General features: G+C 52.0%; 15 protein-coding genes and 1 pseudogene. 2 read left to right on the top strand and 14 right to left on the bottom strand.

Features of this window, described 5'->3' with window-relative positions:
* Position 1: 1 nt before the first annotated feature.
* The 4 genes from mrdA to GFC06_RS21130 all read right to left on the bottom strand — a co-directional run bounded on the left by mrdA (position 2) and on the right by GFC06_RS21130 (position 3,588).
* Positions 2–1,903, bottom strand: coding sequence for a peptidoglycan DD-transpeptidase MrdA (gene mrdA, locus GFC06_RS21145; RefSeq protein WP_016152233.1), 1,902 nt, complete (start codon positions 1,901–1,903; stop codon positions 2–4).
* 30 nt (positions 1,904–1,933) lie between these two features.
* Entirely contained in the window at positions 1,934–2,401 is a 468-nt protein-coding gene (gene rlmH / locus GFC06_RS21140) for a 23S rRNA (pseudouridine(1915)-N(3))-methyltransferase RlmH (RefSeq protein WP_003022725.1), read from the bottom strand.
* A gap of 3 nt (positions 2,402–2,404) precedes the next feature.
* Positions 2,405–2,722, bottom strand: coding sequence for a ribosome silencing factor (rsfS, locus tag GFC06_RS21135; RefSeq protein ID WP_003022728.1), 318 nt, complete (start codon positions 2,720–2,722; stop codon positions 2,405–2,407).
* 254 nt (positions 2,723–2,976) lie between these two features.
* Positions 2,977–3,588, bottom strand: a complete 612-nt coding sequence (locus tag GFC06_RS21130) for an adenosylcobalamin/alpha-ribazole phosphatase (protein WP_153690621.1) — start codon at positions 3,586–3,588, stop codon at positions 2,977–2,979.
* Positions 3,589–3,684: 96 nt separating this feature from the next.
* Between GFC06_RS21130 and cobD the strand changes: the two genes are divergently transcribed.
* Positions 3,685–4,779: a threonine-phosphate decarboxylase CobD gene (cobD, locus tag GFC06_RS21125; protein WP_153690620.1), complete on the top strand. Its 1,095-nt coding sequence runs from the start codon at positions 3,685–3,687 to the stop codon at positions 4,777–4,779.
* Here cobD and nadD read toward each other — a convergent pair.
* Genes nadD through leuS form a run of 4 tightly spaced genes read right to left on the bottom strand, consistent with a single transcriptional unit; the run spans position 4,754 to position 9,618 of the window.
* Positions 4,754–5,395, bottom strand: coding sequence for a nicotinate-nucleotide adenylyltransferase (gene nadD / locus GFC06_RS21120; protein WP_087121840.1), 642 nt, complete (start codon positions 5,393–5,395; stop codon positions 4,754–4,756). The two genes, cobD and nadD, sit on opposite strands and share 26 nt — an antisense overlap.
* Position 5,396: 1 nt before the next feature.
* A complete protein-coding gene (gene holA / locus GFC06_RS21115; protein WP_047501748.1) occupies positions 5,397–6,428 on the bottom strand; it encodes a DNA polymerase III subunit delta in 1,032 nt (343 codons plus the stop codon).
* A complete protein-coding gene (gene lptE / locus GFC06_RS21110) occupies positions 6,428–7,021 on the bottom strand; it encodes an LPS assembly lipoprotein LptE (protein ID WP_047501746.1) in 594 nt (197 codons plus the stop codon). Before lptE ends, holA begins: the two co-directional genes overlap by 1 nt.
* Before the next feature lie 14 nt (positions 7,022–7,035).
* A complete protein-coding gene (gene leuS, locus GFC06_RS21105) occupies positions 7,036–9,618 on the bottom strand; it encodes a leucine--tRNA ligase (protein ID WP_049040670.1) in 2,583 nt (860 codons plus the stop codon).
* Between the two features lie 235 nt (positions 9,619–9,853).
* On the opposite strand from leuS, the gene GFC06_RS21100 reads away from it, so the two are divergent.
* Positions 9,854–10,336 carry a zinc ribbon-containing protein gene (locus GFC06_RS21100; protein WP_003022748.1) on the top strand — a complete coding sequence of 161 codons (483 nt, stop codon included), beginning with the start codon at positions 9,854–9,856 and terminating at the stop codon, positions 10,334–10,336.
* Positions 10,337–10,385: 49 nt separating this feature from the next.
* Here the strand turns inward: GFC06_RS21100 and GFC06_RS21095 are convergent.
* The 6 genes and pseudogenes from GFC06_RS21095 to gltJ all read right to left on the bottom strand — a co-directional run bounded on the left by GFC06_RS21095 (position 10,386) and on the right by gltJ (position 15,164).
* Positions 10,386–10,865 (bottom strand): annotated as a pseudogene (locus GFC06_RS21095) (Hcp family type VI secretion system effector).
* Between the two features lie 221 nt (positions 10,866–11,086).
* The gene (locus tag GFC06_RS21090; protein ID WP_153690619.1) at positions 11,087–11,800 is read right to left on the bottom strand and encodes a hypothetical protein; all 714 of its coding nucleotides are present in this window, start codon (positions 11,798–11,800) and stop codon (positions 11,087–11,089) included.
* A gap of 172 nt (positions 11,801–11,972) precedes the next feature.
* Positions 11,973–12,908, bottom strand: coding sequence for a pyrimidine-specific ribonucleoside hydrolase RihA (gene rihA, locus GFC06_RS21085; RefSeq protein ID WP_153690618.1), 936 nt, complete (start codon positions 12,906–12,908; stop codon positions 11,973–11,975).
* Positions 12,909–13,024: 116 nt separating this feature from the next.
* Complete coding sequence (gene gltL, locus GFC06_RS21080; protein ID WP_003022754.1) at positions 13,025–13,750, bottom strand: glutamate/aspartate ABC transporter ATP-binding protein GltL; 726 nt, start codon at positions 13,748–13,750, stop codon at positions 13,025–13,027.
* Positions 13,750–14,424 carry a glutamate/aspartate ABC transporter permease GltK gene (gene gltK / locus GFC06_RS21075; RefSeq protein ID WP_003022757.1) on the bottom strand — a complete coding sequence of 225 codons (675 nt, stop codon included), beginning with the start codon at positions 14,422–14,424 and terminating at the stop codon, positions 13,750–13,752. Before gltK ends, gltL begins: the two co-directional genes overlap by 1 nt.
* A complete protein-coding gene (gltJ, locus tag GFC06_RS21070) occupies positions 14,424–15,164 on the bottom strand; it encodes a glutamate/aspartate ABC transporter permease GltJ (RefSeq protein ID WP_016152241.1) in 741 nt (246 codons plus the stop codon). Before gltJ ends, gltK begins: the two co-directional genes overlap by 1 nt.
* Positions 15,165–15,352 lie beyond the last annotated feature (188 nt).

The following is a 15,352-nucleotide window of genomic DNA, read 5'->3' as shown; positions in this document are numbered from 1 at the left end:
ATTATTGGTCCTCCGCTGCTGCAACCGCTGGGTTTTCCGCAGGCAGATTGGTGTTGTTGTCGCCCAACATAATATGGTCAAGAATCTGGCGCATAATGGTACCCACCGCCGGACCCGCACCGCCGTTTTCAAGGATCATGGCGACAGCGACCTGGGGTTTATCATAGGGGGCGAAGGCCGTCATCAGCTTGTGGTCACGTAAACGCTCGGCGATCTTATGTGCGTTATAGGTTTCATTAGCTTTCAGGCCAAAGACCTGCGCGGTACCGGATTTCGCCGCAATTTTGTAAGGCGCGCCAGCAAAATACTTATGCGCAGTTCCGTTAGGGCGGTTCGCAACACCGTACATACCGTCTTTCGCGATTTCCCAGTAACCAGAATGAATATCGCCAACGGGCGGTTCGTGCGGCTGTACCCACGGCACCTGCTTGCCGTTTTCTGCCGTGCTCATCAGCAGATGCGGGACTTTTATCAAACCGTCGTTGATAAGGATCATCAGCGCTTTACTCATCTGGATTGGGGTTGCTGTCCAGTAACCCTGGCCGATGCCGACGGGAATGGTATCACCCTGATACCATGGCTTTTTAAACCGTTTTTGCTTCCACTCGCGGGTTGGCATATTGCCGGAGCGCTCTTCGGCAAGATCGATGCCCGTATATTTGCCGTAGCCAAATTTGCTCATCCACTCGGAAAGCCGGTCAATCCCCATATCATAGGCGATTTGATAGAAAAACGTATCCGCGGACTCTTCCAGAGAGCGGGTGATATTCAGATGGCCGTGCCCCCACTTTTTCCAGTCGCGGTAACGTTTTTCAGAGCCCGGTAGCTGCCACCAGCCCGGATCGAACAGGCCGGTATTGCGGGTGATGACGCCTGCGCTTAACGCAGAAACCGCAACGTAAGGTTTAACCGTCGAAGCAGGGGGGTAAACACCCTGTGTGGCGCGGTTAACCAAGGGGGTGTTCGGGTCATTGAGCAACCCGGAGTAATCTTTACTGGAGATACCATCCACGAACAGATTCGGGTCGTAGCTCGGCATAGATACCAGCGCCAGAACGCCACCGGTACGCGGGTCGGTAACTACCACGGCGGCACGACTGCCCGCCAGCAGCGTTTCAATATACTGCTGGAGTTTCAAATCAAGGGTGAGATAGATATCGTGCCCGGCCTGCGGCGCCACTTCTTTCAACTGGCGAATGACGCGGCCGCGGTTGTTCACTTCAACTTCTTCATACCCGGTTTGGCCGTGAAGCACGTCCTCATAATAGCGTTCAATACCCAGCTTGCCGATGTCATGCGTTGCCGCGTAGTTAGCCAGTTTGCCGTCTTTGTCCAGGCGGTCTACGTCTTTATCGTTGATCTTCGATACGTAGCCAATTACGTGGGTCAGCGCAGAGCCGTATGGGTAATAGCGGCGTTTATAGCCTTTAACTTCGACCCCAGGAAAGCGATATTGATTCACGGCAAAGCGTGCGACCTGAACTTCAGTCAGGTTGGTTTTTACCGGAATTGAGGTGAAACGGTGTGAACGGGCGCGCTCTTTTTTAAAGGCAGCAATATCGTCGTCCGTCAGGTCTACGACGTTACGCAGCGCGTCGAGGGTATCCTGAATGTTGTCTACCTTTTCCGGCATCATTTCTATCTGATAAATGGTGCGGTTAAGGGCGAGAGGAATTCCGTTGCGGTCATAAATGATGCCGCGACTCGGCGCGATAGGCACCAGTTTGATGCGGTTTTCGTTCGAACGGGTCTGATAATCAGTGAAGCGAACGATTTGCAGATTATAAAGGTTGGCGATCAGCACGCCGGTTAGCAGCAAAATCCCCAAAAAAGCGACCAGCGCCCGGCGCACAAACAGCGCGGACTCAGCCGAATAGTCGCGAAAAGAATTCTGTAGTTTCATCCGCTGCTTAATCTACTCAAGAATCAATGATCACTCACGGTGATAAGGATGGTTGGTGGTAATGCTCCACGCCCTGTACAGACTCTCCGCGACCAGAACCCGAACAAGAGGGTGTGGAAGGGTTAATGCAGAGAGTGACCAGCTTTGTTCCGCTGCCGCTTTACAGGCAGGAGAGAGACCTTCCGGCCCGCCAATTAACAGACTGACGTCACGACCGTCCAGTTTCCAGCGCTCCAGTTCGGTCGCCAGCTGCGGCGTGTCCCAGGGTTTACCTGGGATATCAAGGGTGACGATGCGGTTTTTGCCTGCGGCAGCCAGCATCTGCTCACCCTCTTTGTCGAGAATGCGTTTAATGTCCGCGTTCTTGCCGCGCTTTCCTGCCGGGATTTCGATCAGCTCAAAGGGCATATCTTTCGGAAACCGACGGAGATACTCGGTAAATCCGGTTTGTACCCAGTCAGGCATTTTCGTACCCACAGCGACAAGTTGCAGCTTCACGCATTAACTCCAGAGTTTTTCCAGTTCATACAGGCGACGACTCTCTTCCTGCATCACGTGGACAATCACATCGCCGAGGTCAACGACGATCCAGTCAGCGACATTCTCGCCTTCCACGCCGAGCGGCAGCAGGCCAGCAGTGCGGGACTCCTGGACCACGTGGTCTGCAATAGACATAACGTGACGGCTGGATGTACCGGTGCAGATAATCATGCAATCAGTGATGCTGGATTTGCCCTGAACGTCTAAGGCGATGATGTCTTGACCTTTCAGGTCATCAATTTTGTCGATTACAAAATCCTGGAGTGCTTTACCCTGCAAGTGTTCCCCCTGGGTGAAAAGAGTTAAAAACGTCTGTTAGTATACCTGAACCAGAGGCGATATCGGGACAAATGTCTCCGAATGCGCTTGTGAAGTGCGCTATCATCCCACCCCACGCCACAGAATGCATCGCCATTTTTGTAAAACAATTTCTGCAAAGCTCTGAAGGGCGGGAAAAGTCAGGCTGCGGAGAATAACAGCCTGTCATGGGGTGTCAATGGGAGAGAGGCCCTTCGGCATAAAAAACAGCGCTTTCACTCCCCGTCGCGCCATACGGCCCGGCTGTTAAGCACTTTCAGAACCGCAAAATCGTCACAAAAATCAATTGCGCTCCAGCAGCCTTGTTCGACGCGGAAATGCCACATTGCCGCAGCGGGCATGGACAGCAGACGGGCGATCAACACGCTCAGCACGCCTTGATGACTCACCACCAGCAGATTTTGGCACGCTTTATAATCAGCAAGCTGGGCAATGAAACGTTCCACTCGCTGGGAAAACGCCTGAAAACCTTCGCCATTGGTGGGCGTCGCATTCTGCCAGTCGTTACACCATACGGCGTAATTTTCGGCGTCTTCGCGCGCCAGATCGCGATGGTGACGCATTTCCCAGTCACCAAAAAACATCTCATTAAGCTCAGGCATGTTGCGCACAGGAACTTCGCGTTCCGCCAGAATCAACTTCGTTGTATGGCGGGCGCGTTCCAGTTCGCTGCACAGAACGTTGTCGACAGGGACATTGCGTAACAGCGTACCCAGCGTTTGTGCCTGAGCGATCCCCCGTTCCGTTAGCGGTGTGGGGGCGTGGCCGCTATATAAACCAGCGACATTGGCTTCGGTTTCGCCATGACGTACTAACCAGAGTCTCATGTTTTCCTCGTGAGGCTATTCGCACAAAATATGATGTTTGCCCTGATTGCGCAGTGATTTTTCACTAAAATACCCTTTTTTACGTGGAGCGGCACGATGTCTTTATTGAAGAGCGCACATGGCGGTAACACCCGAGAAGCCGCCGAATTGTTGGGCATCTTGCCTGAACAGTTGCTGGATTTTAGCGCTAATATTAACCCGCTGGGTATGCCGGTAAGTTTAAAACGGGCGATTATCGACAATCTGGACTGCACGGAGCGTTACCCAGATGTCGATTACGCGCAACTGCATGCCGCGCTGGCGGAGCATCATCAAATTCCGCCCTCGTGGATCCTGGCCGGGAACGGTGAAACCGAATCCATTTTTACCCTGGTGCATGGCCTGAAGCCACGCCACGCGATGATCGTGACGCCCGGGTTTGCGGAATATCGTCGGGCGCTGCAATGGGGAGAGTGTACGATCCATGAGTTTGCGCTGTGCGAAGACGATGGCTGGCAGCTTACCGATGCGATCCTCGATGCGTTAACGCCTGAGCTGGACTGCCTGTTTCTCTGTACGCCCAATAATCCCACCGGGTTGTTGCCCGAAACCCGCCTTCTGCGTGAAATTGCCACGCGTTGCGAGTCGCTGGGGATCGCCCTGATCCTTGATGAAGCGTTTATCGATTTTATTGCCAAGGAGTCGGGGTTTATCCCGTTACTGCACGAGAACCCGCATATTTGGGTGCTGCGTTCGCTCACCAAGTTCTATGCGATCCCGGGACTGCGTCTGGGGTATCTGGTCAACAGTAACGAACAGGCGGTTGCACAGATGCGCAGCCAACAAATGCCGTGGTCAATTAATGCGTTTGCTGCCCTGGCTGGCGAGATTATCTTACGCGATAGCGCGTATCAGCGGGCGACGTGGAAATGGCTGGAACAAGAGGGGGAGCGCTTTGATCAACAACTGCAAGATCTGCCCGGCCTGACGGCGTATCCCGGCCGGGCAAATTATCGTTTATTACGCTGCGATCGTGCGGATATTGATCTGCAACTTGCGTTGCTGAAACAACATGTCTTGATTCGCAGTTGCGCCAATTATCCGGGGCTGGATGCGCGCTATTATCGGGTAGCCGTTCGCAGCCAGGAAGAGAATAACCGCCTGCTGACGGCCTTACGCAAGGCGCTTAGCGGTACAGTCCCTGTTGATTGATATAGTCAAGCACCGCGTCTGGCATCAGGTCGTCGCACGGCTCGCCCTTTTCCAGGCGCTCACGGATGAGCGTGGCGGAGATGTTAAACCACGGCGTTTCGGCCAGGTAAATTTTCCCGCAAGGCAGGTTGTGCAGGTCATCTGCTGAATGGGTCAGATGATCCTCCAGCCATTGCTGGTGTTTTTCCTGCGCCATTTCGAGTGGATAGCCCGGACGTCGGCACACGATGAGGTGGGTATTACCCAGAATCGTGTGGTAGTCATGCCAGGAAGGGAAGGTAAGCAGCGAATCCTGACCAATGATAAACGCTAATGGCACGTTCGGGCCTTGCTCCTCGCGCCACTCTTTTAGCGTTTGCGCGGTGTAGGAGGCGGTATCGCGTTTCAGCTCGCGTTCATCTAGGGAAAACAGCGGCTTATCAGCAATGGCCAGTTCAACCATACGCTTACGTTGCTCACCGGACGCTTCGGGCTGCGCACGATGTGGCGGCACGTTATTGGGCATGATGATGACCCGGGAAAGGCCAATCAGATTCGCCAGAATTTCAACCGGTTTAAGATGACCGTAATGCACCGGATCAAAGGTGCCACCGAACAGAGCCTGCAATGATTTCATATCAACCATCAATAAAAACATCGGCCAGCGATTTATGACAGAGCAAAAGGGAAAGCCCCTCAAGTTCCGCCCACACTGACTGACCATAGTCTTGTTTAAGCGTAATTTCCGTACGCGTTAAAAGCGTAACAGCCTGACGCAGTTGCGCCGGGTTCAGCCGGTTTAGCGCATCTCCCATCATGCCCCGGCGATTTTGCCACACCCGGTGTTTATCAAACAACGTGCGCAAAGGCGTATGGGCCGACTGCCGTTTTAAGTTAACCAGCAACAGCAACTCACGCTGGATCGTACGCAGCAAAATAACCGGCTCGCTACCTTCCAGGCGTAGCTGCTGCAGAATGTGCAGCGCGCGTTTGCTTTTGCCCATCAGCAGCGCGTCTACCCAGTGGAATGGGGTAAAGTGCGCGGCATCGTTAACCGCTTTCTCCACGCGAGGCAGCGTTAACTTGCCGTCAGGCCAAAGCAACGCTAATCGTTCCAGCGCTTGCGCCAGTGCTAACAAATTACCTTCATAGCAATAGCACAAAAGCTGATTGGCCGCGTCATCCAGTTGCAGGTTGTTAAGTTTCGCCCTGGCGGCAACCCAGCGAGGAAGCTGTGCTTGTTCCGGCGTCTGGCAGCTTACCTGCACCGCATTATTGGCAAGTTTGGTATACCATGCGGCGTTTTCCTGTGCCCTGGTGAGTTTGTTGCCGCGAACTATCAGCAGCAGATCGTCATGTAACAGAGTGACGAGTGACGCGAGCTGTTCATTAATGGCGGCATTAGGGCCATTTTCAGGCAATTGCAGAAGCAGGGTTTGACGGCTGGCAAACAGGCTCATCGCCTGGCAGAGTGAAAAAATCTCTCCCCAGTCGGTGCTGTTGTCCAGAGTGAAGGCGTGGTGTTCTTCGAATCCTTGTGTTGCGGCAGCCTGACGGATGGCATCCTGGCTTTCCTGCAATAAGAGGGGATCGTTGCCCAAGAGTAAATACGCCGCGCGCAGCCCTTCATTGAGCTGTGCGCGGAGTTGTTCAGGGTACAACTTGAGCATCAGTTACCCAGCGTGGTGGAGACACGCGCCGGAGATGACGCAGGCGCTACGGTTTTATTCACCGCAGGCTCAGCATCAGCATTGGATGACTGAGTATCGGCCAGATGTACGCTTGGCAACTTACGAATCAACTGTTCAGCCGCTTTGTCATACATCTCTTTTATGATCATGTCCTGCTCGTTATCCTTCGCCAGTGCAGCCTGTGGGTTGTCAAAGAACGAACGATAAACTTTGGCGCTGATCGGATAAATATCATGACCTGGAATCAGCACAGTAGCACTTACGGACATCACCATCTGGTATTCAGCCGTTTGACCGTTCTGGAATACCGATGCCGTATCCTGCGAAATGCTGACCGCACCCAGACGTAAGGACGTCACATCTTTACGCATGGTACCGTCTTCAAGCAGCGTAACGCCGTTCAGACGCAGCTGATTACGCACCGCGCGGCTTAACGGGCCGTTCGGATCGCCAGAGTTCAGGATCATGGTTTTCATTGAGGGTGGAACCTGCGTAGTGTTACGCAGATGCCAACCACACCCGGCGGTGACAAGCACCGCCAGCGATAACAACAATGTTGTCAGAAGTCGCACGCTTCCTCCCGCGCTTAGCCAACGACCAGATTGAGGAGTTTACCCGGTACATAAATCACTTTACGTACGGTAACGCCATCAAGATATTTTGCCACCAGATGCTCCTGGCCAGCACGTTCACGAACCTGCTCTTCAGTGGCGTTTACCGGAACGGTGATTTTGCCACGTACTTTGCCGTTTACCTGAACCACAACCAGCGTTGAGTCTTCAACCATTGCTGCTTCGTCCGCCACCGGCCACGGCGCGTTGTCGATATCGCCTTCGCCTTTCAGCGCCTGCCACAGGGTGAAGCAAACGTGTGGGGTGAACGGGTTAAGCATGCGTACAACAGCCAGCAATGCTTCCTGCATCAGGGCTCTGTCCTGCTCGTCTGCCTGCGGTGCTTTCGCCAGCTTGTTCATCAGCTCCATAATCGCCGCAATCGCGGTGTTAAAGGTCTGACGACGACCGATATCATCGGTGACTTTAGCAATGGTTTTATGCACGTCGCGACGCAGCGCTTTTTGATCTTCGCTCAACACATCAACGTTCAGGGCAGCAACATCTCCCTGGGACGTATGTTCGTAAACCAGTTTCCAGACACGTTTCAGGAAGCGGTTCGCCCCTTCAACGCCGGATTCCTGCCATTCCAGCGTCATATCAGCCGGAGAAGCGAACATCATGAACAGACGTACGGTGTCGGCGCCGTAGCGTTCAACCATGACCTGCGGGTCGATACCGTTATTTTTTGACTTGGACATCTTGCTCATGCCGGTATACACCAGTTCATGGCCTTCTGCGTCCTTAGCCTTGACGATACGACCTTTTTCGTCACGCTCAACGATGGCATCAACCGGAGAAACCCAGTTACGTTCGCCGTTGGCGCCAACGTAGTAGAACGCATCGGCCAGAACCATCCCCTGACACAGCAGCTGTTTAGCTGGTTCATCAGAGTTGACCATGCCTGCGTCGCGCATCAGTTTGTGGAAGAAGCGGAAGTAGAGCAGGTGCATGATGGCATGTTCAATACCGCCAATGTAGATATCAACCGGCAGCCAGTAGTTCGCCGCGTCGGAATCCAGCATACCTTCCTGATACTGCGGGCAGGTGTAGCGCGCGTAGTACCAGGACGACTCCATAAAGGTATCGAAGGTGTCAGTTTCACGCAGCGCAGGCATACCGTTAACGGTGGTTTTCGCCCACTCCGGATCGGCTTTGATTGGGCTGGTAATGCCGTCCATGACTACGTCTTCCGGCAAAATAACCGGCAGCTGGTCTTCTGGCGTTGGCAGGACGGTACCGTCTTCCAGCGTCACCATCGGAATCGGCGCGCCCCAGTAACGCTGACGGGAAACACCCCAGTCACGCAGACGATAGTTAACTTTACGCTCACCCACGCCTTTAGCTACCAGCTTGTCAGCAATGGCGTTGAAGGCCGCTTCGAAGTCGAGGCCGTCAAACTCACCGGAGTTAAACAGCACGCCTTTTTCGGTCAGCGCTTGTTCAGACAGATCCGGCTCTGCGCCTTCAGCGGTCAGAATTACCGGCTTGATGGTCAGGCCATATTTGGTCGCAAATTCGTAATCGCGCTGATCGTGACCCGGAACGGCCATAACTGCGCCTGTACCGTATTCCATCAGCACGAAGTTTGCCGCCCAAACCGGGATCTCTTCGCCAGTCAGCGGGTGAACGGCTTTGAAACCAGTGTCGACGCCTTTCTTCTCCATGGTCGCCATTTCGGCTTCAGCAACCTTGGTGTTGCGGCATTCGTCAATGAAGGCAGCCAATTCTGGGTTATTTTCAGCGGCTTTCTGCGCCAGCGGATGACCTGCAGCAACCGCCAGGTAGGTCGCACCCATAAAGGTATCCGGGCGTGTGGTGTAGACGGTCAGCGTGTTGTCGTAATCGTTCACATCGAAGGTGATTTCCACGCCTTCAGAGCGGCCAATCCAGTTGCGCTGCATCGTTTTCACGGTGTCAGGCCAGTGATCCAGATTATCCAGGTCGCGCAGCAGTTCGTCAGCGTAAGCGGTGATTTTGATGAACCACTGCGGGATCTCTTTACGCTCAACTTTGGTATCGCAACGCCAGCAGCAGCCGTCGATAACCTGTTCGTTCGCCAGTACGGTCTGGTCGTTCGGGCACCAGTTAACGGCAGACGTTTTCTTGTACACCAGCCCTTTTTTGTACAGCTCGGTGAAGAACTTCTGTTCCCAGCGGTAGTATTCCGGGGTGCAGGTTGCCAGCTCACGGCTCCAGTCGTAACCGAAACCCAGCATTTTGAGCTGGTTTTTCATGTATGCAATGTTGTCATACGTCCACGGTGCCGGGGCGGTGTTGTTTTTAACCGCAGCGCCTTCGGCAGGCAGGCCGAACGCATCCCAGCCAATTGGTTGAAGTACGTTTTTGCCCAGCATACGCTGATAGCGAGCGATCACGTCACCGATGGTGTAGTTACGTACGTGGCCCATGTGTAGTCGACCAGAAGGATAGGGAAGCATAGACAGGCAGTAATACTTCTCTTTGCTCTCGTCTTCGGTAACTTCAAATGTGCGCTTCTCATCCCAGTGAAGCTGTACTTTGGATTCTATCTCTTCCGGGCGGTATTGCTCTTGCATGGCAGCCAGTGGTCCTGTTTTCAATACAGCTACAAACGTAGCTCTAGATGTGGTGTTTTAGATCCGCATAGCATAGCCCAAACGCCCGCGCCAAAACAGCCTTTCGCGCATTCAACGTTGAATTCCCGTAAGGATAATTCTTGCACGAATTTACACACTCTGTGGACAGTCTTGCAAAGCGTAGCGTAAATAACGTCTATTATTATAGACAGTTAACGACCCAGGAGGCGAAGCGATGAACAAGGTTGCTCAATATTACCGTGAACTGGTGGCTTCACTGAGTGAACGCCTGCGTAATGGCGAACGCGATATTGATGCGTTGGTGGAACAGGCGCGTCAGCGCGTTATGCAGACCGGGGAGTTAACGCGCACCGAGGTGGAAGAGCTCACCCGGGCCGTCAGACGTGACCTGGAAGAGTTTGCTCTGAGCTATGAAGAAAGCCTCGATGAGGAGACCGATAGCGTCTTTATGCGGGTTATCAAAGAGAGTATCTGGCAGGAACTGGCCGATATTACCGATAAAACGCAGCTCGAATGGCGCGAAGTGTTCCAGGACCTCAGCCATCACGGGGTTTATCACAGCGGCGAGGTGGTCGGGTTAGGCAATCTGGTGTGCGAGAAGTGCCACTTCCATTTGGCGGTGTACACTCCTGATGTGCTGCCGCTATGCCCGAAATGCGGACACGATCAGTTCCAGCGTCGACCGTTTGAGCCGTGATTTTCACCTGAGAGCCGCTAACGCGGCTCTGTGAGGGATTGTGAATGTGTTACGCCACAACGCGTTGATTCCAGGCATCCGTATAGATGATATTTCCATCGCAATGCTTCCATGTGATGCTTTCATAGCGTAGCAGAATGGTTTCAAGATGTGTCCCGGTTGAAGCTCCAGGATAAAGATCTGCGGTAATGGATGTGATTTTTACATTGTTTAGAATGATATTAAAATACTCCTTTTCCATTCCAGCTTCGGTGAGCGTGTACATTTTTATCGTTGCGCATTTAAGTGTCGCTCCTCCGCTTTGAGCCTTATATAGCAGGGGAGTTACACGATCAAATTCTTTCTGAAATTGGATTGGAGCATGAATGCGCGTACCTGTTAGCCGCCCTGTATTACCATCTGTTGGAATGTTTACATTATGGGTAAGGGATTTTATTTCTATAGCACCTACTCGATCAGAGACCAGAGACGAACCTACAAGCGGGGAACCATTAGTATCAACTAATCAAAGGTAAGCTGGATTAGACATTATAAATTCCTTTTATGTATTGGCTTAATAAATATATAATATTGGGCTATTTGAATTTTTCGAATTTTTCTGTAATGAACGGATAAAACCAAAAAATAACAATAATACTGATTAGCATTAGCTCCCACCAGTATTCAGGAAATAAATATAACCAGAGTACGGCAAAAAAAATCAAGATTGCTGGGAGTACAAGGTTATATAGTACAACTGATATTAGACTCTTAAACATCGAATCTTTCCATGATTTCGTCGGCAAGCTGATCGAGGTTAGAATAGACACCAGCATGAACTTTCTGAATTATTTCTGAAAGAGCTGGCTCAACGAAGTAATAGAGCATCTCCAGCTTTGCTTGGTAAAGAATCCAATAATAACTTGGATCTATTGCTTTCAGTGCCCGGGTTGCCATAGCTGCTTTTTGCTGAAACCCATAGACCTGCAGAAGATAAACGCCAACTGGCATTTTACCAGCCAGTTTTTGCGCAACGGCTTTTGACAGAAAATCTGACTGTGCAATAGCTTCCGCCATAGCTGAGGCAACAGCAAACCGTGTACCACTTGCCACTGTTATACGAGCAGCAAGGTTTGCTGCGTTGCGAACCATCTTTTGGGCAGAACCTTCTTTGTTACCTTCTCTAACATCTTTGCTCACGGTCAGGAAATATAAATACAGCATATATGTAATAACATCGTGGTATCTGAATATAGACATGATGGAATAAACAGTCCTTATCTCTTCAGATTTCAATTCCTGACATACATCATTATATCTGGGGATTAAACAGCTCGAATACCAGCTAGCTCTTTCTATTCCTGAATAAATATCAGAGGCGATGCCTTTTGCGGCCTGTATCGTATTTGTGAATCCATTCTCAATATATATAGATAACTGCCTGTCATTCTGAAACCTTACCCTGAGATAATCTGAAGCATTCATTCAGTGTTCCTCTGATTTGTTGTGCCGGATGTTGCATGATACATTAATCTGCTGGGGGGATTTATTCAGTATTACCTGACAAATTAATGAAGTAACGCAGTATTCACGTTCGCTATTAGCTAACAGTAAGATCGCTATGATTCAACATAGCGATCTTACTCAATGATAAATATCAGGCGTAAAATTTCAAACGCTCCGCTAGCAGATCGACAAACCCCTGGCGATCCACGTCCACCATCACGGTGGCGTTTGGCTTATTGCCGCTCAGGGAGTAGTAGTCAACCACGGTCATTCCCTGGGTGTATTTGCCCTGAGTTTCCACACCAACCCAGCGTTCAACGGTGGTAAACAGTTCAGGTTTCAGCAGCCAGGCAATGGTGCATGGATCGTGCAGCGGCGCGCCAATAAATCCCCATTTTTCATCTTTGTGATATTCAAAGAAGAAGTCGAGTAGTTCAGCAACGATTGTCGAAATGGGATTGCCGATAGCGCGGAACCGTTCGGTATCTTCACGATGTATTTGCGCTTTATGCGTGACATCCAGTCCAGCCATCACCACCGGAATGCCCGACTGGAACACGATCTCAGCGGCTTCTGGATCCACGAAGATGTTGAACTCGGCGGCGGGCGTCCAGTTTCCGAGGCCCATTGCACCACCCATGATCACGATACTGGCAATTTTGGGGTGCAGTTCAGGATGGCTATTCAGTAGCAATGCCACGTTAGTTTGCGGCCCGGTGGAGACAATCGTCACCGGTTCCTGACTGTTACGCAGGGTTTTCGCCATCAATTCCACGGCGGTGCAGTCCTGTGGAGCAAAAGTGGGTTCAGGCAGCGCCGGGCCATCAAGCCCGCTCTCACCGTGGACGTTATCGGCAATTATCAGGTCGCGCATCAGCGGTTTGACTGCGCCACCGGCCACTGGGATATCCGTGCGGTTGAGCAACGTTAACATACGCAATACGTTCCGCAGCGTTTTGTCGGGGGTCTGGTTACCGGCAGAGGAGGTTATCGCTTTCACATCCAGTTCAGGTGAAGCGAGGGCTAGAACAATTGCGATAGCGTCGTCATGACCTGGATCGCAATCAAACAGGATAGGAAGTGCCATTGTTGCTCCTTGTAAGTGGGACTTTGTGACAAGGTTAACGCTGGGCTGTGCCTGTTTCGAGAAGTGAAGAGATAAATCGTGAGGTGGCGCGCACATGGAGGTGCGCGCCAGCAAGATTAGTGCAGGATTTTCGCGAGGAAGTCTTTGGCACGGTCTGATTTTGGATTAGCGAAGAACTCTTCTTTCGGTGAGTCTTCAACAATCTTCCCTTCATCCATGAAGATCACCCGGTTCGCCACTTTACGCGCAAAGCCCATTTCGTGGGTAACCACCATCATGGTCATCCCTTCATTGGCCAGTTCAACCATGACGTCCAGTACTTCGTTGATCATTTCTGGGTCGAGCGCTGACGTCGGTTCGTCAAACAGCATAGCGATAGGATCCATGCACAGCGCCCGGGCGATGGCGACACGCTGTTGCTGGCCCCCGGAGAGCTGAGCTGGAAACTTCTCGGCATGCGCTGACAGACCAACGCGTTCCAGTAACTTTTGCGCTTTATCGCGGGCCGGCTTTTTATCGCGTTTAAGCACTTTTACCTGCGCCAGAGTCAGGTTCTCAATAATCGACAGATGCGGGAACAGTTCAAAGTGCTGGAACACCATGCCAACGCGGGAGCGCAGTTTGGCCAAATCGGTCTTTTTATCATTCACCACGGTACCATCAACGGTGATGACGCCCTGTTGTACCGGCTCCAGCCCGTTCACCGTTTTGATAAGCGTTGATTTACCTGAACCTGACGGGCCGCAGACCACCACCACTTCACCTTTTTTCACTTCCGTGGAGCAGTCGGTCAGCACCTGAAAGTGACCATACCATTTAGAAACATTTTTCAGGGTAATCATTAAACTGTCCTTTTCTTCAAATAGCTGACCAACAACGATGCGCTCAGACTGAATACAAAATAAACGGCGCCAGCGAACAGGATCATTTCAACCTGCGTGCCGTCACGCTCGCCAATGGTGGAGGCGGTACGGAAGAAGTCTGCCAGACTCAATACATAGACCAGCGAGGTATCCTGGAAGAGTACGATGCCTTGGGTAAGCAGCAGCGGCACCATCGCGCGAAATGCCTGCGGCAGAATGATGAGCTTCATCGACTGCCAATGGGTCATCCCCAGCGCCAGCGCGGCACTGGACTGCCCGCGAGAAATACTCTGGATACCGGCGCGGATAATCTCGGAATAGTACGCGGCTTCAAACATCGAAAATGCGACCATCGCTGAGATCAGGCGAATATCGGTTTTTGGCGACAGACCCAGCACGTTTTGCAGGAAGCCGGGCACAATCAGGTAGAACCACAGCAGCACCATCACCAGCGGAATGGAGCGGAATACGTTGACGTAGCCCTTCGCAAACCAGGCAATTGGCGCGAAGCTGGACAGACGCATTACCGCAAGGATGGTCCCCCATACGATACCAATGACGACTGCCGTGACGGTGATTTTCAGCGTGATGATCAGCCCATCCAGCAGATACGGCAGGGAAGGGACGATAGAACTCCAGTCAAATTCGTACATTATTTGCCTCCCAAATTGCCAGGCAGGCGGATTTTGCGTTCGACGAGATTCATCACCAGCATGATGACGGCGTTAATCAGTACGTAGGCCAGAGTGATGGCCGTAAACGATTCCCATGCGTGGGCGGAGTAATCCAGTAGTTTTCCCGCTTGCGCAGCCATATCGACCAGGCCGATAGTGGAGGCGATCGCGGAGTTCTTTACCAGGTTCATCATCTCTGAGGTCATTGGCGGAACAATCACGCGGTAAGCGTTTGGCAGCAGAACATAGCGGTAGGCCTGCGGCAACGTCAGCCCCATCGCCAGCGCGGCATTTTTCTGCCCGCGAGGCAGAGACTGAATAGCGGCACGAACCTGTTCGCAGACGCGCGCAGCGGTAAACAGCCCCAGACAAAGCATGGATGAGAGGAAGAACTGAATGTTGGGATCCAGTTCTGACTTAAACCACATCCCGATGTTTTCCGGCAGCAGTTCAGGAATGACCAGATACCAGGTAAAAAACTGGACGATGAGCGGAACGTTACGAAACAACTCGACGTACAGCGTGCCGATCCCGGAAAGGAAACGATTTGGTACGGTACGTAAGATGCCGAATAAAGAGCCGATGAGGAAAGCGATAACCCAGGCGGTGATAGATAACGCGACAGTGACCTGGAAACCACTCCAAAGCCAGCCGAGATAGGTGGTGTTGCCGAACGGGGCTTGTTGTAAAAAAATACCCCAGTTCCAGTCTATAGACATAAATCTACTCCAGAAAAAAAAGGGTAGCAGCGCTACCCCCGAAGATTGTTATTCAGCGTTTTGCGGTTTTCAGGCCTGATGGGGAACGACCATCAGGCTTATAGTCTGTCCGTGCTGAGTAGCAATCGAGAGGGAGGGGAAGCCTCCCTGATTACACTTCATCCTTCAAGATGTCTCGTTGTTGGCTG

Source organism: Citrobacter braakii (assembly GCF_009648935.1).
Classification (GTDB): domain Bacteria; phylum Pseudomonadota; class Gammaproteobacteria; order Enterobacterales; family Enterobacteriaceae; genus Citrobacter; species Citrobacter braakii.
This window is presented reverse-complemented; position numbering and strand designations above follow the sequence as displayed.

Coding starts and splice junctions, on each gene's coding strand:
- GFC06_RS21130 (WP_153690621.1), bottom strand. CDS start 3,588: ATGAGACTCTGGTTAGTACGTCATGGCGAAACCGAAGCCAATGTCGCT.
- mrdA (WP_016152233.1), bottom strand. CDS start 1,903: ATGAAACTACAGAATTCTTTTCGCGACTATTCGGCTGAGTCCGCGCTG.
- GFC06_RS21090 (WP_153690619.1), bottom strand. CDS start 11,800: ATGAATGCTTCAGATTATCTCAGGGTAAGGTTTCAGAATGACAGGCAG.
- rihA (WP_153690618.1), bottom strand. CDS start 12,908: ATGGCACTTCCTATCCTGTTTGATTGCGATCCAGGTCATGACGACGCT.
- GFC06_RS21100 (WP_003022748.1), top strand. CDS start 9,854: ATGAACAAGGTTGCTCAATATTACCGTGAACTGGTGGCTTCACTGAGT.
- gltJ (WP_016152241.1), bottom strand. CDS start 15,164: ATGTCTATAGACTGGAACTGGGGTATTTTTTTACAACAAGCCCCGTTC.
- gltL (WP_003022754.1), bottom strand. CDS start 13,750: ATGATTACCCTGAAAAATGTTTCTAAATGGTATGGTCACTTTCAGGTG.
- leuS (WP_049040670.1), bottom strand. CDS start 9,618: ATGCAAGAGCAATACCGCCCGGAAGAGATAGAATCCAAAGTACAGCTT.
- nadD (WP_087121840.1), bottom strand. CDS start 5,395: ATGAAATCATTGCAGGCTCTGTTCGGTGGCACCTTTGATCCGGTGCAT.
- holA (WP_047501748.1), bottom strand. CDS start 6,428: ATGCTCAAGTTGTACCCTGAACAACTCCGCGCACAGCTCAATGAAGGG.
- gltK (WP_003022757.1), bottom strand. CDS start 14,424: ATGTACGAATTTGACTGGAGTTCTATCGTCCCTTCCCTGCCGTATCTG.
- cobD (WP_153690620.1), top strand. CDS start 3,685: ATGTCTTTATTGAAGAGCGCACATGGCGGTAACACCCGAGAAGCCGCC.